The following is a 20987-nucleotide window of genomic DNA, read 5'->3' as shown; positions in this document are numbered from 1 at the left end:
GCCGTGCACACATAGGAAATTCCGCCGTTGTCGCCCAGTACCTGCGCGACGTCCGCGGAACCGCAGGAAGGGCAGCTGAGCCGGATGATCGTATCCCGTGTCAGTACTGCGTCGAAGAGGTCACGAACCTCTTCGAGGATGCTCGCAGGCATCACCACTCCCTCCCAGTCGGGCCGCGCCCCCTTCCGGCCGTTTGATTCTGCCACGGCCGGGCCGATACGGTCAGCGACGCCTTAGTACCAGTCCGGACACGGCGCCCGTCGCGGCCACCGCGGCAAGCGCGAACATGCAAGCCACAAGCGCTTCCGCAGAGGTATACGCCCCCGGGACCCCAAGTGACTCAAGACGGTCGAGGAACAGTGTGCCGAAGACCGCGACGCCGATCAGCTGACCGAGCTGGGTGACCGTGGCGAGGAGGCCGCTGGCGTCCGCCGCGTCCTCGGGTCGCACGGTGGCCAGCGCCCGGGTGAGCGTCGGGCTGAAGCCCAGCGCGATACCGGTCCCGGTCCCCGCGTAGGCCGCGTACAGCCAGGCGCCGCCCTCGCCGCCACCCCTGAGCACCAGGCCGACGGCCACCACGGACACCGCGGTGAGCGCGAATCCGGCCGGGGTCAGTATGCGCTGCCAGGAGGCGGGCCAGGATCGCCAGGTCAGGCCGACCAGTCCGAAGACGACCGCGGTCGGCGCGAAGGTGAGACCGGCGTGCAGCGCGCTGTAGCCGAGGCCGCCCTGGACGTGCAGGGTGAGCGCGAACAGGAAGCCCCCGTTGACGGCCATGACGGCCGCGATCCGGAAGACGGCCAGGCCCATGCCGGGGTGGCGCAGTACCCGTGGGGCGATCAGCGGGGCGCCGCCGCGCCGGGCGAGCCGCGCCTCGAAGCGGCAGAACAGCACGAAGAGACCGGCCGCGGCGGCCAGCGACAGCCAGGACCACAGCGGCCAGCCCTCCTCCTGCCCGAGCACCAGCGGCACCGTCAGGAGCGAGACGGCCCCGCCCAGCAGCACCAGCCCGGTGAGGTCGAACGCGCGGGTCCGGTCCGCCGCGCCGCCCCGGGGCAGTGCGTGGCGGCCGACGGCCAGGAGTACGGCGCCGACCGGCACGTTGACGAGGAACACGGGCCGCCAGCCGGTGCCGAACAGATCGGCGCTGACCAGGACACCGCCGATCACCTGCCCGGCCGCCGCGCCGACGGCGATGACCGCCGCGTACACGCCGAGGGCCCGCATCCGGGCCTCCCCGGTGAAGGAGCGCTGGATCAGGCTGAGCACCTGCGGGATCATCACCGCCGAACCGGCGCCCTGCACCAGCCGGAAGGCGATCAGCTCGGTCGCGCCCTGGGCCAGTCCGCAGGCGAGCGAGGCGGCGGTGAAGAGCGCGAGCCCGGCCAGGTGGACCCGGCCGTGGCCGAGCCGGTCGCCGAGGCGGGCTCCGGTGATCAGCAGCACGGAGTACGTGATGGCGTATCCGGCGATCACCAGTTGCAGGTCGGCGCCGGAGGCGTGCAGGTCGGAACCGATGGTGGGGGCCGCCACGTTCACGATGAAGACGTCGAGCAGTGCCATGAACTGGGCCGCGAGCACGACCGCGAGCAGCCGTCGGGACCTGTTGTCGGTGCCGGGGGCTTTACTGGATTCAGGTCGCGGTACCGGCGCGGGATCCGGCTTCGTGCGAGGTGTTGTCGTCATGCGGTCGAGCGTGACGACGCTTCGGTACGGGTGCGGAGTGCCCGCTGATGCTGGTAGTGCCAGCACCTGGCAGGGACCGTGCCGGGCGGTGACGATGGAGTTCGCGACGGCGGGGACCGGACGACGGGCGACGGGCAACGCACGGCAGGACGACGCACGGCAGGACGACGGGGGGACGTGGCCATGAGGACGACACAGCGGCGCCGGCCGGAGCTGGCGGCCTTCCTGCGCAGCAGGCGCGCCCGGGTGACACCGGCCGACGTGGGCATGCCGCCGGGGCTGCGGCGCCGTACGCCGGGACTGCGGCGCGAGGAGGTGGCCCAGATCTCGGGTGTCGGGGTCACCTGGTACACCTGGCTGGAGCAGGGGCGGCCGATCAACGCCTCCGCTCAGGTCCTGGACGCCGTGGCCCGCACGCTGCGGCTGGATCCCCCGGAGCGGGAGCATCTGTACCGCCTGGCGGAGGTCCCCTTCGAGCCCGATCCGGGGTCCCTGACGCAGACCGTCGCCCCGGAGATCCAGGACGTCATCGACGCCCTCGACCCGCTTCCGGCGGTGGTCTACAACTCGCGCTACGACGTCCTCGCCACCAACCCGGCCTACCGCGACCTGTTCCTGGTCCCGGAGACCGTACGGATCGGGGTGCCGAACGTGCTGTGGACGCTGTTCACGGTTTCCGAGGAGGCCTGCCCGGTGGTGCACCGGGAGCGTGAGCTGCCCGTGATGGTGGCGACACTGCGCTCCTCGTACGGCCGGCACGTCGGTGAGCCGGCCTGGGAGCTCTTCATCCGAAGGCTGTCGGCGGCCAGCCCGCACTTCGCCGAGGTGTGGGCGAGCGGCGAGGTCATACCTCCGGGACCACGGATAAAGACGTTCCGGCATGCGGCGGTCGGCGAGCTGCGGATGACCTCGCAGTCGCTGTCGATCGATGGGATGCCGGAGTGCCGGATCGTCGTCTACACACCGGAGAGCGAGGAGGCACGAAGCAGGCTCGAGCTGCTGCGGAAGACCAGGCAGCGGTTGTGGCCGCCGTCGGACGAAGGGGTCGCCGAGATCATCCGGCAGTGGCAGACAGAAAATCCCGCCCCCTGAGGGGACGGGATCCTGGTCCAACCGATCTTTGACAACTCGACAGAGTGTCTTTCTGTGGAGCTAAGGAGAATTGAACTCCTGACCTCCTGCATGCCATGCAGGCGCTCTACCAACTGAGCTATAGCCCCTTGCGTTCTTCCCGCTCTGCGGTGCGAACAAGAAGAACTTTAGCCTGCGACCTGCCGGAAAGTGAAATCCGGGTACCGGGCCCCGTTGTGCGCCCCGGGACGGCGGTCAGTCGTCGTCGCCGAGCACGGGCTCCGGCAGGGTGCCGGCGTTGTGCTCGAGCAGACGCCAGCCGCGGGCGCCCTCGCCGAGGACGGACCAGCAGCAGTTGGAGAGACCACCGAGGCTCTCCCAGTGCTGCGGCTCCAGGCCGAGGAGGCGTCCGATCGTGGTGCGGATCGTGCCGCCGTGGCTGACCACGACGAGGGTGCCGTCGTCGGGGAGCTTCTCGGCGTGGCCGAGGACGACCGGGGCGGCGCGGTCGGCGACCTCCGTCTCCAGCTCGCCGCCGCCGCGGCGGACCGGCTCGCCGCGCTTCCACGCGGCGTACTCCTCGCCGTGCCGGGCGAGGATCTCCTCGTGCGTCAGCCCCTGCCAGACGCCCGCGTAGGTCTCACGCAGGGCCTCGTCGTGGGCCACCGAGAGGCCGGTGAGCGCGGCGAGCTCGCCGGCCGTGTCGGCGGCCCGCCGAAGATCGGAGGCGACGATCGCGTCGGGTTGCAGGGACGCCAGCAGCCGGGCGGCGCGACGGGCCTGGGCCACGCCGGTCTCGGTGAGCTCCACGTCCGTGCTGCCCTGGAAGCGGCGCTCCACGTTCCACGAGGTCTGGCCGTGCCGCCAGAGGATGATCCGGCGCCCGCGGCCGGGCTCACGGTCGGCCGCGGGCCCGGCGCCCGGGGTGGTCATCGCCACTCACCGTCCCCGTCGGCCTCCTCCTCGGCGGCGCGCAGCTTGGCGTGCTCCTCGGCCTTGCCTCGGGTCGCCTGGGCGTCCGCGGGCAGCGTCAGCTCGGGGCAGTCCTTCCACAGCCGCTCCAGGGCGTAGAAGACGCGCTCCTCGCTGTGCTGGACGTGGACGACGATGTCGACGTAGTCGAGCAGCACCCAACGGGCCTCGCGGTCGCCCTCGCGGCGCACCGGCTTGGCGCCGAGCTCCTTGCTGAGCCGTTCCTCGATCTCGTCGACGATGGACTTGACCTGGCGGTCGTTGGGTGCGGAGGCGAGCAGGAAGGCGTCGGTGATCGACAGCACATCGCTGACGTCGTAGGCGATGATGTCGTGCGCGAGCTTGTCGGCAGCCGCCTGGGCGGCGGTGTTGATGAGCTCGATGGAACGGTCAGTGGCGGTCACTACAAGGCTTTCCGTCGGCGGTCATGTGTCACCAAGGGTCTCACGGACAGCCGACGGCGCCCCACGTGACGACCGGATCACGTGGGGCGCGGGTTGCCCGCTCTAGAGCGCCGGGGGCTTGTAGTCCTGGCCCAGGACGACCACGACGGCCGCGTTCGCGGAGACCTTGCCCTTGGTCACGGCGCTGGTGGGCAGCCCCAGCGTCTTGGCGACCTCGGTGGCGTTGTCCTTGTCGGCGGCGTCGGCGTAGGTGACCTCGGAGGTGGCCTCGGAGCCGTCCGCGGTGCCGCCGTCCAGGAAGGTGAAGCCGCCGTTGAGGAGCGCGACGCGGGCCTTCTCGGTGTTGCCCTTGGTGCCGGTGGCGTTCTGGACCGAGACACGGACCGCGGATCCCTGGTCGGGGCTCTTCGCGGTACCGCCGAGCACGTCCTTGACCACGCTGCTGCTGGTCTGCGCGCTCAGTGTGCCGTCGTCCTGGACGGGCAGGAGCGCCGTCTTGTAGTCGCCGCCCTTGGCGAGGTCGGCGAGCTTGGCGAGGAAGGCGCCGAGGTCCTTGTCGGTCAGCGACGGGTCGAGGATCTGCGCCAGCGTCTGCACGGTGACCGTCGCCCCCTGGGCGTCGGAGGACACCTTGCGCAGTACGCCCTGCATGACCTGCCCGAACCGTTCCAGCTGGGCGTTCTGGGCCTCGCCGGAGGCGCTGTAGGTGGCGTAGGCGACGGCCATCTTGCCGCTGAGGGTCTGGTCCTTGCCCTTGTGGACGAGGGGGGCGGCGTTCTTCTTCTCGGCCTCGGGGTCGGGGACGTCGGTGTCGGTGTCGACCTCGATGTTGCCGACCAGGTCGACCAGGTTCTGGAGGTAGGGGGTGTCCAGGCGCCAGGTGCCCTCGATGTCGGTGCCGAGGACCGTGTTCAGCGCGTCGCGGGTGCCGGAGGAGCCGTCGTCGTCGACCGACTTGGCGAGCGTCGTGGAGGCGCCGTCGTCGCCGGTCACCGCGAGGGAGTTGGGCAGCAGGACGGTGGTGCCCTGCTTGGTGGTGGTGTTGTCGACGAGCAGCGCCGTGGAGGTGCCGCCCTTCTTGGTGTTGTGCAGGTGGACGACGATGACGTCGCGGTTCTGGGCGCCCGCGGCGGTCGTGGTGCCGGCCTTGCCCCCCGACTTCCCGAGGCCGGGGATCTTGCCCGCGTACCAGAGGTAGCCGACGCCGCCGACCGCGAACAGGGCCATGACCACCACCAGGGCGACGACACGGCTGCGGGCGCGGCGGCGGGCTTCTTCGCGGCGCTCGGTGCGGTTCTCGGTGAACGCCATCCAGTCGATGACGTCCTCGGAGTCGCCGTCGGGCTCCTCCACGAAGGCGAACTGCCCGGTGCTGTAATCGGGTTGCGACCGGACGGAGGCGTCGGGCGCCTCCTCCTCGGACGGCTCCGGGTCCGGTGCGGGGCCGGCCTGCTGCGGTATGTAGGCGGTCTGCTCGGCGACGCGGGGCTGCTGTCCGCCGCCGGCGGCGGCCCGCCCGTAGGGGTCGTACGGGGCGGCGGCAGCGCCGTTCGAGCGCGTGCCCTGCGTGCCCAAGCCGGGGTGCGCCCCGGGGGCGTAGTCGTCGTAGGCGGGCACCTGCGGCTGCTGCCCGGTGTCGTAGGGGTCGTACGGGGAGACGGGCTGCTGGCTGCCCGTGGCGTACGGGTCGTACCCGTAGCCCTGCTGCTGTGTGTACGGGTCGTACGCCTGCTGCGGGGGCCGGGGCGCCTGCTGCGTCCGGACCTGCTGGTACATCGGCCGGCCGTACTCGTCGTAACCGACGAGTTCGTACTGGTCTTCACCGTATTCCGCGTCGTATCGGTCGTTCACCGGTGCCCCTCTCGGCTCACTCGCCGCGGTACAGCTCACGCTTGTCGATGTAGCGCACGACTCCGTCCGGCACCAGATACCAGACGGGGTCGCCCTTGGCGACTCTCGCACGGCAGTCTGTGGAGGAGATGGCGAGCGCGGGAACTTCGACCAGGGAGACTCCGCCCTCGGGGAGGCCGGGGTCGGTGAGTTGGTGGCCCGGTCGGGTGACGCCGATGAAGTGCGCCAGGGAGAACAGCTCCTCGGAGTCCCGCCACGTCAGGAGCTGGGCGAGGGCGTCGGCGCCGGTGATGAAGAACAGGTCGGCGTCGGGGTTGAGCGCGCGCAGGTCGCGCAGGGTGTCGACCGTGTAGGTCGGGCCGCCGCGGTCGATGTCGATGCGGCTGACCGAGAACTGCGGGTTCTCGGCGGTCGCGATGACCGTCATCAGATAGCGGTCCTCGGCCGGCGAGACGCTGCGGTGGGTCTTCTGCCACGGCTGACCGGTCGGCACGAACACCACCTCGTCGAGGTGGAACTGTGCGGCGACCTCGCTGGCCGCCACGAGGTGCCCGTGGTGGATCGGGTCGAAGGTGCCGCCCATGACGCCCAAGCGGCGCTTGCCCGGCGTCGACGGCCCGTTGCCCGGCCCGCCGGGCCCTGGCTGCGCCGAGCCGTGGTGCCGGGGCCCGCCGAAGGTGCCGCGCGCCGTGTCGGTCATGTCGGCCGGGTCGGCCGGGTCGTTCACCGGACCGGTAGGCATGTCCTGCTCTCCCATGCGTGCAGACCCTACCGGCCCGGTCCGAGAGCCTTGGCCACGAGTTCCCCGGGACGGACCCGGGAGGGCCTTCGCCGGGTTCAGCGGTCGCGGTTGAAGCGGGTGGTGATCCACAGCAGGAGCAGCAGGATGATGAACGCTCCACCGCCCGTGACCAGGGGGTTGAGGCTGTCGTGGTTGCCGCCGTGCTCCTCGCCCTCGGCGGCGAGAGTGACCAGCTGGGCTGCGGCGCTGTGGAAGCTCATCTTCAGCAGAACCTATCCGATGGGTGTCCCCCCGCTCGGCGGGGCCGAGAATGGGGGAGGGCGGGATAAAGACGTCGGCCCATCGTATGCGGGCGCCTCGGCGGCGATCACGCCGACTCCGCCGTTGGGGAACCTTCGAAGACCCTCAGTCGTCTTTCCGCTTGTAGCCCCGCAACAGGAACCACCCGGTCAGTGCACAGCCCAGGACCATCACGATCAGGACGATCCGGAGCAGATTGCCCGTCCCTTGCTGGGCGGCCGCGCTCGCGGCCTCGGTGAGCCAGGCGGCTGCGGGGGTGTGCTCCATGGCGTTGGACTCCTTCGCTGTACTGCCCGTACACGGTAACTCCGCCTAGGCTGGGCTCAGCCTCGGGGGCAGGCAGAAACCGACCGGCACACGGCGGCACCGCACGGCGCGCGCCGCCCGCACGGCACTCAGACGTACATGGGGGAAGACATGTCCGACGACGGCCGCCCGCACAACGGGCACGAGCACGCGCCGAGCCGGCAGCGCAGGCGCTTCCAGGGGATCTCCTCCCGGGCGTACGAGCACCCGGCCGACCGTTCCGCGCTGGTGGCGCTGCGCAAGCTCAGCGGTTTCGACACGGTCTTCAAGGCGCTCAGCGGGCTGCTGCCCGAGCGCAGCCTGAGACTGCTGTTCCTGTCCGACTCGGTGCGGGTGTCGGACCAGCAGTTCATCCACCTCAACGACATGCTGCGGGACGCCTGTTACATCCTGGACCTGGAGAAGGTCCCGCCGATGTACGTCACCCAGGATCCGCAGCCGAACGCGATGTGCATCGGCCTGGACGAGCCGATCATCGTCGTCACCACGGGCCTGGTCGAGCTGCTCGACGAGGAGGAGATGCGGGCGGTCGTCGGTCACGAGGTGGGCCACGCGCTGTCCGGCCACTCGGTGTACCGCACGATCCTGCTGTTCCTGACCAGCCTGGCGCTGAAGGTCGCCTGGATACCGCTGGGCAACCTCGCGATCATGGGGATAGTGACCGCGCTGCGGGAGTGGTTCCGCAAGTCGGAGCTGTCCGCCGACCGGGCGGGTCTGCTGGTGGGCCAGGACCTCCAGGCCTCGATGCGCGGTCTGATGAAGATCGCGGGCGGCAACCACCTGCACGAGATGAACGTGGACGCGTTCCTTCAGCAGGCCGAGGAGTACGACGCGGCCGGCGACCTGCGCGACTCCGTGCTGAAGATCCTCAATGTGCTGCCCCGCACCCACCCCTTCGCCGCGGTGCGCGCGGGCGAGCTGAAGAAGTGGGCGGCGTCCCGCGACTACCAGCGGATCATGGACGGTCATTACCCGCGGCGCGGCGACGACAAGGACACCTCGGTCACGGACTCGTTCCGGGAGTCCGCCGCCAGCTACGCCGGTCATGTCAAAAGCTCCAAGGACCCGCTGATGAAGCTGGTCACGGACATCGCCGGCGGAGCGGGGGACCTGGGCGGCCGGGTACGGCGCGGCTTCGGCGGGTTCGCCGGCCCGCCGCCGCCGAAGGACCGCCCGTCGTCGGACGGGCCGGACCCGCAGGAGGGCCCGGCGGACACCCCGCCGCACGACAAGGACTGACGCGACGAGGACTGACGCGACGAGGACTGACGCGCAGGGGACTGGCCCGACGAGGGCCGATAGGACTGGGCGGACCGGCCCGGGCCCGTCGGCTCACACCTTCGGCTGAGCGCTCGGGGCCAGTGCTCCGCACAGTGCGACCGCGTCGCCCGTGGCGTACGGGTCGGTGCCTGCCGGGCCGCCGCTCTTGGCGGTCTGGCCGGCGAGCAGGGGGTGCAGTCGGTTCGCGGAGTCGTCGGAGCAGGACAGCGGGCCGGCCTGGGCGGCGGAGACGACCAGCTGGGCCTGGCGCAGGCGCAGGTCGTCGTGGTCGAACCGGAAGCGCAGCTCGCGCCGGACGGTGAACAAGGAGACCTCGGCCTTCGCCCCGGAGCCGGTCGGCCGCAGCGCGTACACGAAGGTGTGGTCGGCGGTGACCTCCAGGGTCGAGGCGTCGCTCTCGGTGAACGCCAGCGTGCCCTGCACCCGGATCCTGGGGTCGGCCAGCTCCACCTGGGCGGGGTCGAAGCGGATCAGCCAGCCGGTGGGCGCGTGCCGGCCGTCGGCGCTCGGGTGGTCGAAGCTCTGGTCGAACTGGTCGAGTTGGTCCGGGTCGAGCAGGACGCGCACGGGACGGACCTGCTGTCCGGTGAGCACCTCGGGGTAGAGGGCGGAGCGGACGATGTAGTCCTTGGCCGTGGTCAGGGCGGTCACGACCTGGCTCTCGGAGAAGTGCGCGGTGGCCCGGGTGGCGGGCAGCGGTACGCCCTCGGCGCCCAGGCGGAACTGCGCCGCGGGGCTGTGTGCGTACAGGTACTCGGGGTCGGCCGTGCCGGGCACCTTGCCCGACGGGGAGAGCGGGATCACGGTCATCCGCAGCGGCTCGGCCGGCTGGAGCGCCCCGGGGGTCTGGTAGGGACTGCGTACACCCATGTAGATCGCGGTACCAAAGGCGACGGCGATCAGCAGGACCAGGATCAGAGCCTGCCGGGACAGGCCCCTGTGCAGGGGCGGACGGCGGCGCACGGCGGGCGTGTGGTCGGTCATGCGCTCCTGCGCGGAGTACTCCTGGATGCGAGCAGCGCGGACGAACGACTCGTCGAAGACGACGGATCGGTATTCTTCCTCGCCACTTCCGGGAGCGCCCTCGGGTGTCCCCTCAGGTGGGTCTCCAGGTCCGCCCATACATTCAGGGTAGGTCGCGCGGAGCCCCGGTAAACGCCCTGCTACACGACAAGTTCTGACAGGTTCTCACCAGAATCGCCGAGCGGGTTCAAGGAGTGCTCGGGAGCACCGGGACCGCCGGCCGGGGCTGGTCGGCGGAAGCGGAGGGGGCGGCCGCGCTGCCCTGTTCGAGTCCGGTCGAAGCGGGCGGCGGGACCTGGTCGTGGTCGCCGGACGAGGCACCGCGGTAGACCGCGCTGAAGGCCAGCGCGACCATGCCGATGCCCATCACGAGGGCGAGCATCCAGGCGACGGGGCGATGCCAGCGGACCTGCCTGCCGTACCCCCACAGCGGGCCGTAGCGGCGTTCGGAGGCATCGGGGTCGTCGGGGTCGGCCAGATCGTCGAGGTCCGGATCATGGCCGAAATCGCCGGGCCCGTCGGGGCCGTACCCGTCGTCGTACCGCTCGCCCCTGGCGTGTGCGCGGCGGGCCTCGGCTTCGGAGGCCTCCGCTCTCGCCTGGGCGGCGGCCAGGAGGCGTTCCACGGCGGACGGCTCGTGCACCTCGGCCGCCCGCACGAAGGCCTCGTCGAAGACCACGGAGGCGAACTCTTCGTCCGACACCCCGCGGTCGTGGTCGTCGTCGGGCTCCCAGCCGTCAGGGAACGGCGTGCCCCCCACGTCCTCCGGCACGGATCCAGAGTAGACCTGGGGGGTCATTTTGGGCAGACGGTATGGAAATTCATCCGCCTGCCGAGACGGTTCCGTCGTGGCGGCGAGACCGGCCTGGAGGGCACACCCGTCACAGGCGCCCCACCGGTGGCTCCCGCCTCATCGGAAACCACCCGGCCCGCCGTGCCCGCACGGCGGCTCGTCTCAGCGCCGGATGTGGCCGTCCCCGGTGACGATGTACTTGGTGCTGGTGAGCTCCGGCAGGCCCATCGGGCCGCGGGCGTGCAGCTTCTGCGTGGAGATGCCGATCTCCGCGCCGAAGCCGAACTGGCCGCCGTCCGTGAAGCGCGTCGAGGCGTTCACGGCGACCGTGGTGGAGTCGACCAACTGGGTGAAACGGCGGGCGGCCTGCTGCGAGGTGGTGACGATGGCCTCGGTGTGCCCGGAGGTCCACAGCCGGATGTGCTCGACGGCGCGGTCGAGGGAGTCGACGACGGCGGCGGCGATGTCGTACGAGAGGTACTCGGTCTCCCAGTCCTCCGGCGTGGCCTCCACGACGGTCGCCTTGGAGTCCGCGGCGTACGCCAGGACCCGTTCGTCGGCGTGGACGGTGACGCCGGCCTCGGCGAGGGCGTCCAGGGCGCGCGGCAGGAACTCGGCGGCGATGTCCTGGTGGACCAGGAGCGTCTCGGCGGCGTTGCAGACGCTGACGCGCTGGGCCTTGGAGTTGATCAGGATGTCGATCGCCATGTCCAGGTCGGCGTGGGCGTCGACGTAGACGTGGCAGTTGCCGGTGCCGGTCTCGATGACCGGGACGGTGGACTCGGCGACGACGGTGCGGATCAGGGAGGCGCCGCCGCGCGGGATGAGGACGTCGACCAGGCCGCGGGCGCGCATCAGCTCGCGGACGCTCTCGCGGCTCTCGCCGGGGACGAGCTGCACCGCGTCGGCGGGCAGTCCGGCGCCGCCGACGGCGTCCCGCAGGACGCGCACGAGGGCGGTGTTCGACTCGTAGGCGGAGGCCGAGCCGCGCAGCAGCACGGCGTTGCCGGACTTCAGGCAGAGGGCGGCGGCGTCGACGGTGACGTTCGGGCGGGCCTCGTAGATGATCCCGACGACGCCGAGCGGTACGCGGACCTGGCGCAGGTCGATGCCGTTGGGGAGGGTGGAGCCGCGGACGACCTCACCGACCGGGTCGGGCAGGGCGACGACGTCGCGCACGTCGGAGGCGATGGCCCGCACCCGTTCCGGGGTGAGCGTGAGCCGGTCGACGATCGCCTCGCTGGTGCCGGCCTCGCGGGCCTTGGCGATGTCCTTGGCGTTGGCCTCGACGATTTCACTCGTACGGACCTCCAGCGCGTCCGCCACGGCGAGCAGCGCGTCGTCCTTCACGGACCGCGGCAACGGCGCGAGGTCGGCGGCGGCGGCCTTGGCCCGGTAGGCGGCCTGGGTGACCGGTGACATGGAGTCGTACGGAGAAAGCGTGGTCATGAGGGAAGCGTAGTGCGCGGGCGGGGCCGTCCAGGGCTCATCCCAAACCCCGAGACAACACCCGAAGGGTCCGAAAAGCCCGAAAGACCCCTGAACGGGGAAGGTCACGCGGGCGGACATGCACCGAAAGGGCCAGGGTCACGCCGGATCCGTTGCCCCGACAGCCCGGGCAAGGGGCCCGCCGGATCCGTTGCCCCGACAGCCCGGGCAAGGGGCCCGCCGGATCTGTTGCCCCGACAGGCCGGGCAAGGGGCCCGGCAGGACCCGGCCGACCGGCAAGGCCCGACGGACCGCCAAGACCCGACGGCCAGGCAGGACCCGGCAAAGCCGCAGGACCGGAAGGACCGGCAGGACCGGCAGGTTCTAGTAGGGATGCACGCCGACCGGGGTCGCCGGTGGGGGTCCGTAGCCCTCGGCGACGCGCTGGTGGTAGGTCTCCCGGTCGATGACCTCCAGGCCGACGATCTCCCAGGGCGGCAGGCCCGCGGTCTGGCGGTGCTCGCCCCACAGCCGCAGGGCGACCGCGGCGGCGTCGTGCAGGTCGCGGGCCTCTTCCCAGTAGCGGATCTCCGCGTGGTCCTGCGCGTACCGGCTGGTCAGCAGGAACGGATGGTCGTGCGCCAGCTGTTCCAGGGCGCGCCGGACCTCCGCGATCGGGGACGCGGCGCCGGAGAGGCTGAGGGTGATGTGCCACAGCCGGGGCAGGTCGGCGGGCTGCTCGCCCTCGTACCGGTCGCCGGCCGCGACGCTGGTCAGGGCGCGCTCCTCACCGGGGGCACGAGTGGAGGCACCGCGGGTGGCACGAGCGCCTTCGGCGCCGCCGCGGGACGCTCCCGTCCCAGGGCGCACTCGTCTCACTACGGCCTCCTTCGCGCCAGCGCAGTGCTCCTGCGGATTGTTCCCTGGGTCAAAGTTCAGCAGGCCGGGAGGCTTCGCGTGGCGGTTTCACGGAACGTCCCCCACCGGGAGCGCCCGTTCGACCCGGTTTACGGGTGCAGGATCACCAGGTCGTCCCTGTGTACGATCTCGCGTTCGTACGCGGGGCCCAGTTCGCGCGCCAGCTCGTGGGTGGAGCGGCCGATCAGCCGGGGGATCTCCTTGGCGTCGAAGTTGACCAGTCCGCGGGCCACCGCGCGCCCGGTGCCGTCACGCAGTTCGACGGGGTCTCCGGCGCTGAACTCGCCCTCGACGGCGGCGATTCCGGCCGGGAGCAGCGACTTGCGGCGTTCGACGACGGCGCGCACGGCTCCGTCGTCCAGGGTCAGGGAGCCCTGCGGGGTGGAAGCGTGCTGGAGCCAGAGCAGCCGGTCGGCGGAGCGCTTGCCTGCCGGGTGGAAGTAGGTGCCGGTGTCTCCGCCGGCGAGGGCCTCGGCGGCGTGGACGGTGCTGGTGAGGACGACGGGGATGCCGGCGGCGGCGGCGATCCGGGCCGCCTCGACCTTGGTGACCATGCCGCCGGTGCCGACGCCTGCCTTGCCCGCGCTGCCGATCTCGACGCCCGCCAGGTCGGCGGGGCCGTGCACCTCCGCTATCCGCGAGGTGCCGGGCCTGCCGGGATCGCCGTCGTACACGCCGTCGATGTCGGACAGCAGCACGAGCAGGTCGGCGTGGACGAGGTGGGCGACGAGGGCGGCGAGGCGGTCGTTGTCGCCGAAGCGGATCTCGTCGGTGGCGACGGTGTCGTTCTCGTTGACGACGGGGAGTGCGCCCATGGCGAGGAGCTTGTCGAGGGTGCGGGAGGCGTTGCGGTGGTGGGCGCGGCGGCTCATGTCGTCGGCGGTCAGCAGGACTTGGCCGACGCGGACGCCGTGGCGGGCGAGGGAGGCGGTGTAGCGGGCCATGAGCAGGCCCTGGCCGACGCTCGCGGCGGCCTGCTGGCGGGCCAGGTCCCTGGGGCGGCGGCGCAGGCCCAGCGGGGCGAGGCCGGCGGCGATGGCGCCGGAGGAGACGAGGACGATCTCGCGCTCTCCCCCGCTGCGGCTCTTGGCGAGGACGTCCACGAGCGCGTCGACGCGGTCGGCGTCCAGTCCGCCGGCGGCGGTGGTCAGTGACGAGGAACCCACTTTGACGACGATCCTGCGGGCCTCGCCCACGGCCTGCCTTGCCCCTGCCACCTTGCTCGACGTCCCCTCGCGTAGGTCTGGCGTCCCGCCCGGCAATCTACGCGAAGCGGGCCGGGTGGCGCGCATCGGTCCACCTCGCGGACAGGACGTGCGGTGACCTTCCGCTTACGCATTGCACATGGCAAAGAAGTTGTACAGGTTACGACTGGAAATCAAAGCCTATTTAAATTTAATGTGATCGTCGTGCCACCTACAGTTCACCCCGTGAAGCGCATACTCCTGAGATCAGGGAAGAGCCCCTTCGACGTCCTCGGCGTCGAGGAAGCCCTCCACCGCGACGTGATCGCCACCAACTCCGGCAACCTGATCTTCAGCGACGCCACGCACAAGATCCTCGAGACCCCCGGCACCGAGGTGGTCTCCAACGGCATGCGGACCGAGGTGGCCGCGGCGGGGCGGATCAACGAGGAGTACGACGCCTTCGTCGTGCCGCTCGCGAACGCCTTCCGGCCGTCGTTCGAGCCCGGGCTGCAACGGCTGACCCGGCTGATCAACAAGCTGAAGATCCCGGTCGTGGTCGTCGGGGTCGGCGCGCAGTCCGGCCTGACGTACGACCAGGCGAGGCTGAAGGCCATGGAGCCCAGCGTCCGCGCCTTCTGCGCTGCGGTCCTGGACCGCAGCGCGTCCATCGGCGTGCGCGGCGAGTTCACCGAGAAGTACCTCAACGACATGGGCTTCCGGGACGTCGAGGTGATCGGCTGCCCGTCGATGTTCATGCACGGCGACCGGCTCCCGGTCGAGAAGCGGGCGGCTGCGCTGACCGCGGACTCCCGGGTGGCGGTGAACGGCTCGCACGCCGCGGTGCGCGGCGGCGGCCTGAAGAAGATCATCGATCGGGCCCACGAGCGGTACCCGAACCTGATGTACATCGGCCAGAACCTCACGGACGCCAAGCAGCTGCACTGGCGGGACGTGAACTCCCCGGCCGGCCGGATGACCGAGATGCCGACCCACCCCGACCACCCGATGTACCGGGAGGGCAAGGCCCGGGTCTACGTCGACCCGGTCACCTGGATCGACGACCTGAAGGGCTTCGACTACTCGTTCGGATCGCGAATCCACGGCAACATCGCGGCGCTGCTGGCGGGAACGCCCGCGACCGTGCTGGCCTTCGACTCGCGCACGCTGGAGCTGTGCCGCTACTTCGAGATCCCGCACCGGCTGCTGAGCGAGGTGCCCGCGGACCTCGACCCGGCCGAGCTGTACGAGCAGTCGGACTTCGGCCCGCTGACCGGCAATCACAAGCAGCGCTTCGACCGCTTCACCTCGTTCCTGGACAAGAACGGCCTGGAGAACACCTTCACGCACGGCGACGGCGGCGCGGCCTTCGAGAAGAAGCTGCGGTCGCTGTCGTTCCCGGCGGGCGTGCGCCCGTGGATCGACGCCGACCTGGCCTCCCTGACCAGCCGGTTCGGGTGGCTTCAGCAGCGGATCACCGAACTGGACACCCACAACACGCAGTTGAAGCGGGACCTGGTCAAGGCGCGGTCCGGCGCGAAGGCCGCCGCCAAGGCGGCGCTTCCCGCGCCCTCGATCTACCGGCGGGCGCGGCGGGCGGTCGGACGTCCGCTGCGGCAGGCGCTGAAGTCGAAGTAACCCCGCGGAGCCGAGAGGTGCGGCGGCGCATCGCCGCACCCTCCCGGCCGGCCGTTCACCCGACCGCGGCGCTGCGCGGAGCCGTCCGCAGCCGGGAGAGCCGGCGCCGTACCTTGCGTACCGCCTTCCGCAGGAACGACTCCGCCGGACTCTTCCGCCAGCCGGGGTACTCCTTGGCCTCGCGCGGTTCGGCGAGGTAGACACGGTCGGGCACACCGGCCGCCTTGGAGCGGAAGTGCGGGTAGGCCAGGTAGAGCCGGGTGTTGCCCTTCTTCAGGACGGGGGCGGGCTCCCGCTTGTCCTTGATGAACTGGATCACGTCCATGAGGAGGTCCGGGCGCTGCCGGGCCACCAGGTACAGCCGCAGCCGCTCGTGGACCCGCAGCCGCTGGGCGACGCCCTCGTTCCAGTGGGCGTCCATCAGGGGCCGGGCCAGTTCCATCTTGGTGCGCCGGGTCTCCTCGTCGTTCCTGAGGAAGACCGGCCCGAACTGCGGCAGCAGGGTGACCAGGAACGGGCGGACCATCAGCACGTCCCGCTCCGCGCCGGGCGGCAGCATCCGGGCGAGCAGCTCCATCAGCGCCCGCGCCGAGTCGAAGCGCAGCTTGTAACTGCCGCTCTTGGTCACATGCTTGCCGTCGTCACGGCCCACCAGGTAGTAGCAGGTGTGGTCGGCGACCACGGAGACACCGTCGGCGCGCAGATACGCCTCCATCGTGAACAGCGCGTCCTCGCCGGTCCACAGCGACTCGTCGAAGCGCATGCCGTGGCGTTCCAGCAGGGCGCGGCGGAACAGCTTCTGCGCGCTGAGGGTGAACTTGATGTTGGAGGAGTAGACGTCGGTCCGCTTCAGCGTCTTGCCGAACATCGACTTGGGCGCGTTGCGGTTGACGCCCTCGATCCTGCCGAGGACGACGTCCGTGCCGTTCTCGTCGGCCATGGCGACCATGCGCTCCAGGGCCTCGGGGCCGAGCCGGTCGTCGGCGTCGAGGAAGAAGACGTAGCGCCCGGTGGCCTTGTCGAGGCCGACGTTGCGCGGGCCGCTGGGGCCGCCGGAGTTCTCCTGCCGGATGACCGTGACCGTCATGGGAGCGCGGGCGGCGAACTCCTCCAGGTACTCGCCGGTGCCGTCGGTGGAACCGTCGTCGACCGCGATGACCTCGACGCGTGCCGGGTCGAGGGTCTGCGCCTCGACCGACGCCAGGCACTCGACCAGGTACGGCATGGCTTCGTACGCCCCGATGATCACGCTCACATCAGGCTGCGCCACGGACACGTTTCCCCCTCATCACGAGAACTTCCCCTCGAATCAGCCGACCGGCTACCTGGTAGACGGGCGGTCTCGGCAAGCGGTTGTCTCGCCCCGTCGCATCCGTGATCCACATCACAGAACTGCCGTCGAGAAATCAGGTTATACCGGGACGGTAAGAGCACAGGTAAAAACGGCGCGGCCCCCGGAGAGTCTCCGGGGGCCGCGCCGTTTCCGTTGCAGGGGCGGTCAGTTGGCCGCCGCCACGCCGTCCGTCTCACCGGCCGTCGCGACCCGCTGTCCGGGTACGGTCCTCGCCGGCACCGCCTGGTCGAGGGCCGCGTGCGAGTGCTGGCCCGCGTTGCGGGCCTCGGCCTTCAGCGCGAGGTCGGCCACCGCGGCGTTGAACTGCTCGATGGACGTCGGCTCGTCCGGTCCGAGCAGGTACCGCTTGAGCTCCCCCCGGTCCTCGGCCAGCGGGTCCGCGGCCGGGTCGCGCACGGCGTCCAGCAGCTCGCCGAGCCGGTCCGCGTCGTTGGAGAGGATCACCGCGGCGCGCACCGCGGTGTTCTGCCGCTTGAACTCCTCCACGCCCAGCCCGGCGGAGTCCGTCACCGCGTACGGCTTGCCGCTGGCGATGAAGTCGGAGACCACGCTGGAGATGTCGGAGACCATCGCGTCGGAGACGTTGAAGCAGTCGTACAGGCGGGGCTCGGCGCCGGTGACGACCCGGTGCTCGGCCGTGCCGAAGGAGCGCCAGTAGGCGTCGTTCCACTCGGCGCGCAGCCGGGCGACCTCCTCGTGCTTCCTGAGGTCGACCAGGCCGTCACGGGCGGCCTCCGCCTCGTCGCCCCGCTCGCTGCCGGGCCCGGTCAGCTGGGCGAGCCGGGCGGCGGTGCGGGCCAGCTCGGCCTTCGCCTTGGCCTGGGCGGCCGCGTCGCCCGCGAACCGCGGGTCGGCGGCGCGCTCGGCGGCCGCCTTCTCGACCAGCGCGGTGATGCGCCGGTGCGCGGCGCCGGCCTTGGCGCTGCGGGTGCCGGTGAAGGGGTGCGGCTTGTACAGCACCCGGACCGGGGGGTCGGCCGCGACGAGCTTCTTCACGATGTTCTCGCCGGCCAGCAGGATCGAGGTGTTGCCGGGGTTGTCGTCCCAGCCCTCCCAGGTCGGCGCGTACAGGACGGTCGGGCAGCGGCCGTCGGCCGGCGCGTCCTGGGCGGTGCGGATCGGGGCCAGCTGCGGGCGGCCGACCTCGACGATGTCATCGTCGCGGACACCGACGTCGGCGATGGCGTAGCGGTCGCGGCCCGCGCGGCCCGCGGTCCACACCTCGTCGTACACCTTGCTGAACGGGTTCACGCTGGCGAGCTTGTCGCTGTCGCCGTGTCCGATGAAGACGTGCTTCATGGTGGGGACGCGCAGCATGTGGATGTTCTTGCCGACGTTCGCCGCGTAGAGCGTGACGCGCACGGTCGACAGGTCCAGGTTCATCAGGTGCACCCCTCCGGGCACGCAGATGACGGGGACCGTGGTGGGCAGCAGCTTCTCCATGACGACGTGCTCGCGCAGCAGGATCAGCGGCCGGGTGTCCAGCTGCTCCATCGTCTCCAGCCACATGTTGACCTGGTAGGCGGAGTCCTTGGAGCCCGAGAAGTACAGCACCGTCTCCGGGCGGTACTCGCGCAGCCAGCCGCTGACCGCGCCCAGCACCTTGTCGGCCTTCGGCGGGATCCGCCTGCCGCGCAGGTGGGGCAGGAGCGCGAGGACGTAGAAGGCGCCCAGGAGCAGCGTGACGCCGATGCCGATGGCGCCGGGCAGGGTCCGGCCGGTGGCCGCGGAGACCAGCAGGCCGGCGACGGCCGCGAGGTCGAGGTGGAGCATCTTCTCGGCGGCGCGGCTCAGCAGGCGGCGCGGCGGCGCGTCCGGGATGCGGATGCGGGAGACCAGGTCGACGTTGCGGGTGGCGACCGGCATCCGGCGGCGGTTCTCGATCAGGGTGGCCAGCACGCCGTGCGGGGCCTGGAGGCCGTAGAAGGCGATGAAGCAGGCGATGGCGCCGTAGAAGATCAGGTCTTCCCCGAGGTCCAGGCGGGCGAGCAGCAGGACCAGGAGCAGCTCGCGGATCAGGAAGCGGGTCGACAGGCCGGCCCGTACCTTGCTCAGGCGGTTGACCAGGTAGCTGTCCTTGCGGTGCAGATAGTGGTCCGCCAGGTAGGTCACCGCGGCCGTGGCCGCGAAGGCGGGGACGCTCGGGACGAGCGCGGCCAGCATGAGGCAGGGGAAGCCCAGCATCATGAGGGCCGCCGCGGCCAGCTCGGCCACGCTGCCCACCCGGGCGACGCGAATAGCTGTGGATATCACGGAGGAACCTGCTCTGGGAGGGGTGCTGGTTGTCTGGGCGAAATCAAAGTCCGGAATACGCCGGAAAATCACCTTGTGAAGACTGTGCAATCCTTAAGGACTCAGGCCTCTGCGAATGCCGGATGAACGGGCAACCACAGAGGCCTGAATGACTTAAGGCTAATTGCCGCTAATTATGCCACGCCGTCCTGACGGTCCAGGACACTGGCCAGCGCCTGCTCGAAGCCGGAGGCCTTGCCGGCCGACGCCGTGGGGTCCTGCTGGCGGACATCGATCACATGACCGGTCAGCTCGGACAGCAGCACGTCGAGCGAGGTGCGGGCCACCGCCTCGGAGGAGAGCAGGCTGCCCGCGGGCTCCTGCCCGAAGGCCTTGGTGCGCATCGGGGTGGCGGTGCGCTCCGGGTTGACGCAGTTGACGCGGATGCTGTCGCCGGCCCACTCGTCGGCCAGGGCCTGGGTGAGGTTCACCATGGCGGCCTTGGTGGAGGAGTACAGGCTGTACTCGGCGCGGCCGCGGGTGTAGCTGCTGGAGGTGTACAGCAGCAACTGGCCCTTGGTCTCGGCGAGGTACTTGTACGCGGAACGGGCGATCTGCACCGGCGCCAGGTAGTTGACCTTCAGCGCCTCCTCGATGGTGGCGTTGTCGGTCTCGGCCAGCTTGCCGATGCGCAGCACGCCCGCGGTGTTGACGACGTAGTCGATGCGCCCGGTCTCGGCGTACGCCTTGGACAGCGCGTCGTCGACCTCCTCCGGGTTCTCCACGTGGGTGCCGGTGGTGGAGCGGCCCAGCGCGTACACGTGCGCGCCGTAGGCCTCGGCGAGTTCGGCGATGTCCTTGCCGATGCCGTAGGAGCCGCCGAAGATGACGACCGTCCGGCCGGTGAGGAGCTCGCGGTAGGCGGCCTCGTCCTTCTGCTCCGGGGCGGCGGTGGAGCCGAGCTGGAACAGCTTGTCGGCGATGAAGACGTCGACCGGCTGGGTCACCTTCATGTTGTACTCGTCGCCCGCGACCACGTGGATCGGCACGTCGGGCAGGTACCTGAGCACGACGGAGCAGTCGTCGGTGGCCTGGAAGTTGGGGTCGCCGGCCGCGATCTCGTAGGCGCGGCGGATGGTGGACAGCTTGAAGGCCTGCGGCGTCTGGCCGCGGCGCAGCCGGGAGCGGTCCGGGATCTCGGTGATGAACTCGCCGTCCTCGCCGTGCGTGCGCGTGACGATGATGGTGTCCGCGGACGGGATGGCGACGTCGACGGCCTGGTAGCGCTCCAGCGCCGTCACGCAGTCGTCGATGACGCGCTGCGACAGCAGCGGCCGCACGGCGTCGTGGAAGAGGACGTTGGCGTCCTCGCCCTCGGCCAGGCCCTCGCCGAGGGCGGCGATGGCGCGCTCGGTGGTCTCGTTCCGGGTCGCGCCGCCCTCGATGATCCTGGAGACCTTCTTCAGGCCCGCCTTGGCGACGATCTTCTCCACGTCCGGCACGTAGCCGGGCGCCATCAGCACGATGACGTCGTCGATGGAGTCGGCTTCCTCGAAGGTGGTCAGGGTGTGCTCGATGACTGCCTTGCCGGCGATCTTCAGCAACTGCTTGGGGATCGACAGACCCACCCGCTGGCCGGTGCCACCGGCCAGGATCACTGCGGTGGTACGGGGCTTGGCTATGTGCTGGAACACAGGTGACCTACCTTGGGGCGACAGGGAACTTGGAAAGGGTCCCACTTCTGGTTACCGCTGTGCAAGGTGAGAGACCTCCACCGCATATGTGCGCGCAACCTGTCATTCAT

At 70.7% G+C, this 20987-nt stretch carries 18 protein-coding genes and 1 tRNA gene; 3 read left to right on the top strand and 16 right to left on the bottom strand.

Annotated elements, in window-relative coordinates; translation table 11 throughout:
• Window positions 1–222 precede the first annotated feature (222 nt).
• Window positions 223–1581 carry an MFS transporter gene (locus tag FNH09_RS12645; protein WP_338017550.1) on the bottom strand — a complete coding sequence of 453 codons (1359 nt, stop codon included), beginning with the start codon at window positions 1579–1581 and terminating at the stop codon, window positions 223–225.
• A gap of 288 nt (window positions 1582–1869) precedes the next feature.
• Here FNH09_RS12645 and FNH09_RS12640 point away from each other — a divergent pair, with 288 nt between their 5' ends.
• Entirely contained in the window at window positions 1870–2778 is a 909-nt protein-coding gene (locus FNH09_RS12640; protein WP_152887205.1) for a helix-turn-helix transcriptional regulator, read from the top strand.
• Window positions 2779–2833: 55 nt separating this feature from the next.
• Here the strand turns inward: FNH09_RS12640 and FNH09_RS12635 are convergent.
• From FNH09_RS12635 to FNH09_RS47630, 7 genes are all read right to left on the bottom strand, one after another.
• A tRNA-Ala gene (locus FNH09_RS12635) sits at window positions 2834–2906 on the bottom strand.
• Window positions 2907–3012: 106 nt separating this feature from the next.
• Window positions 3013–3690 (bottom strand): histidine phosphatase family protein, encoded by a 678-nt coding sequence (locus tag FNH09_RS12630; protein WP_152887203.1) that lies wholly within the window; start codon window positions 3688–3690, stop codon window positions 3013–3015.
• Window positions 3687–4133 carry a ribosome silencing factor gene (gene rsfS / locus FNH09_RS12625; protein ID WP_162468489.1) on the bottom strand — a complete coding sequence of 149 codons (447 nt, stop codon included), beginning with the start codon at window positions 4131–4133 and terminating at the stop codon, window positions 3687–3689. Before rsfS ends, FNH09_RS12630 begins: the two co-directional genes overlap by 4 nt.
• Window positions 4134–4235: 102 nt before the next feature.
• Window positions 4236–5984 (bottom strand): LytR C-terminal domain-containing protein, encoded by a 1749-nt coding sequence (locus tag FNH09_RS12620; RefSeq protein ID WP_162468488.1) that lies wholly within the window; start codon window positions 5982–5984, stop codon window positions 4236–4238.
• A 16-nt stretch (window positions 5985–6000) separates the two neighbouring features.
• Window positions 6001–6741, bottom strand: coding sequence for a nicotinate-nucleotide adenylyltransferase (gene nadD, locus FNH09_RS12615; protein ID WP_152887201.1), 741 nt, complete (start codon window positions 6739–6741; stop codon window positions 6001–6003).
• A gap of 80 nt (window positions 6742–6821) precedes the next feature.
• Window positions 6822–6986, bottom strand: a complete 165-nt coding sequence (locus FNH09_RS47635) for a hypothetical protein (RefSeq protein ID WP_202919654.1) — start codon at window positions 6984–6986, stop codon at window positions 6822–6824.
• Between the two features lie 145 nt (window positions 6987–7131).
• Window positions 7132–7293, bottom strand: coding sequence for a hypothetical protein (locus tag FNH09_RS47630; protein WP_152887199.1), 162 nt, complete (start codon window positions 7291–7293; stop codon window positions 7132–7134).
• A gap of 150 nt (window positions 7294–7443) precedes the next feature.
• On the opposite strand from FNH09_RS47630, the gene FNH09_RS12605 reads away from it, so the two are divergent.
• The gene (locus FNH09_RS12605; protein ID WP_152887198.1) at window positions 7444–8571 is read left to right on the top strand and encodes a M48 family metallopeptidase; all 1128 of its coding nucleotides are present in this window, start codon (window positions 7444–7446) and stop codon (window positions 8569–8571) included.
• A gap of 93 nt (window positions 8572–8664) precedes the next feature.
• On the opposite strand, the gene FNH09_RS12600 is transcribed toward FNH09_RS12605, so the two are convergent.
• The 5 genes from FNH09_RS12600 to proB form a co-directional block, all read right to left on the bottom strand.
• Complete coding sequence (locus tag FNH09_RS12600; protein WP_152887196.1) at window positions 8665–9735, bottom strand: SCO2583 family membrane protein; 1071 nt, start codon at window positions 9733–9735, stop codon at window positions 8665–8667.
• An 88-nt stretch (window positions 9736–9823) separates the two neighbouring features.
• Window positions 9824–10408: an SCO2584 family spore wall biosynthesis protein gene (locus FNH09_RS12595; protein WP_446447304.1), complete on the bottom strand. Its 585-nt coding sequence runs from the start codon at window positions 10406–10408 to the stop codon at window positions 9824–9826.
• A gap of 183 nt (window positions 10409–10591) precedes the next feature.
• Complete coding sequence (locus tag FNH09_RS12590) at window positions 10592–11878, bottom strand: glutamate-5-semialdehyde dehydrogenase (protein WP_152887192.1); 1287 nt, start codon at window positions 11876–11878, stop codon at window positions 10592–10594.
• 363 nt (window positions 11879–12241) lie between these two features.
• Entirely contained in the window at window positions 12242–12727 is a 486-nt protein-coding gene (locus FNH09_RS12585; RefSeq protein ID WP_162468495.1) for a hypothetical protein, read from the bottom strand.
• 137 nt (window positions 12728–12864) lie between these two features.
• Complete coding sequence (gene proB / locus FNH09_RS12580; RefSeq protein WP_162468494.1) at window positions 12865–13971, bottom strand: glutamate 5-kinase; 1107 nt, start codon at window positions 13969–13971, stop codon at window positions 12865–12867.
• A gap of 234 nt (window positions 13972–14205) precedes the next feature.
• Here proB and FNH09_RS12575 point away from each other — a divergent pair, with 234 nt between their 5' ends.
• Window positions 14206–15597, top strand: coding sequence for a polysaccharide pyruvyl transferase family protein (locus tag FNH09_RS12575; RefSeq protein WP_162468487.1), 1392 nt, complete (start codon window positions 14206–14208; stop codon window positions 15595–15597).
• Window positions 15598–15652: 55 nt separating this feature from the next.
• Here FNH09_RS12575 and FNH09_RS12570 read toward each other — a convergent pair whose 3' ends face one another.
• From FNH09_RS12570 to FNH09_RS12560, 3 genes are all read right to left on the bottom strand, one after another.
• The gene (locus FNH09_RS12570) at window positions 15653–16873 is read right to left on the bottom strand and encodes a glycosyltransferase (protein ID WP_162468486.1); all 1221 of its coding nucleotides are present in this window, start codon (window positions 16871–16873) and stop codon (window positions 15653–15655) included.
• Between the two features lie 222 nt (window positions 16874–17095).
• Window positions 17096–19204: a hypothetical protein gene (locus FNH09_RS12565; protein ID WP_338017548.1), complete on the bottom strand. Its 2109-nt coding sequence runs from the start codon at window positions 19202–19204 to the stop codon at window positions 17096–17098.
• 173 nt (window positions 19205–19377) lie between these two features.
• Window positions 19378–20877 (bottom strand): D-ribitol-5-phosphate cytidylyltransferase, encoded by a 1500-nt coding sequence (locus FNH09_RS12560; RefSeq protein ID WP_162468485.1) that lies wholly within the window; start codon window positions 20875–20877, stop codon window positions 19378–19380.
• Between the last annotated feature and the right edge of the window lie 110 nt (window positions 20878–20987).

The organism is Streptomyces adustus, from assembly GCF_009377175.1.
Lineage (GTDB): Bacteria > Actinomycetota > Actinomycetes > Streptomycetales > Streptomycetaceae > Streptomyces > Streptomyces adustus.
The sequence above is the reverse complement of the archived record's forward strand: the minus strand, read 5'-3'. Positions and strand labels throughout refer to the sequence as shown.

What these genes read in the sequence shown, in the direction of transcription:
- FNH09_RS12600 (WP_152887196.1), bottom strand. Translation starts at nt 9,735, where the DNA reads ATGGGCGGACCTGGAGACCCACCTGAGGGGACACCCGAGGGCGCTCCC.
- nadD (WP_152887201.1), bottom strand. Translation starts at nt 6,741, where the DNA reads ATGGGAGAGCAGGACATGCCTACCGGTCCGGTGAACGACCCGGCCGAC.
- FNH09_RS12630 (WP_152887203.1), bottom strand. Translation starts at nt 3,690, where the DNA reads ATGACCACCCCGGGCGCCGGGCCCGCGGCCGACCGTGAGCCCGGCCGC.
- FNH09_RS12605 (WP_152887198.1), top strand. Translation starts at nt 7,444, where the DNA reads ATGTCCGACGACGGCCGCCCGCACAACGGGCACGAGCACGCGCCGAGC.
- FNH09_RS12590 (WP_152887192.1), bottom strand. Translation starts at nt 11,878, where the DNA reads ATGACCACGCTTTCTCCGTACGACTCCATGTCACCGGTCACCCAGGCC.
- FNH09_RS47635 (WP_202919654.1), bottom strand. Translation starts at nt 6,986, where the DNA reads ATGAGCTTCCACAGCGCCGCAGCCCAGCTGGTCACTCTCGCCGCCGAG.
- FNH09_RS12640 (WP_152887205.1), top strand. Translation starts at nt 1,870, where the DNA reads ATGAGGACGACACAGCGGCGCCGGCCGGAGCTGGCGGCCTTCCTGCGC.
- FNH09_RS47630 (WP_152887199.1), bottom strand. Translation starts at nt 7,293, where the DNA reads ATGGAGCACACCCCCGCAGCCGCCTGGCTCACCGAGGCCGCGAGCGCG.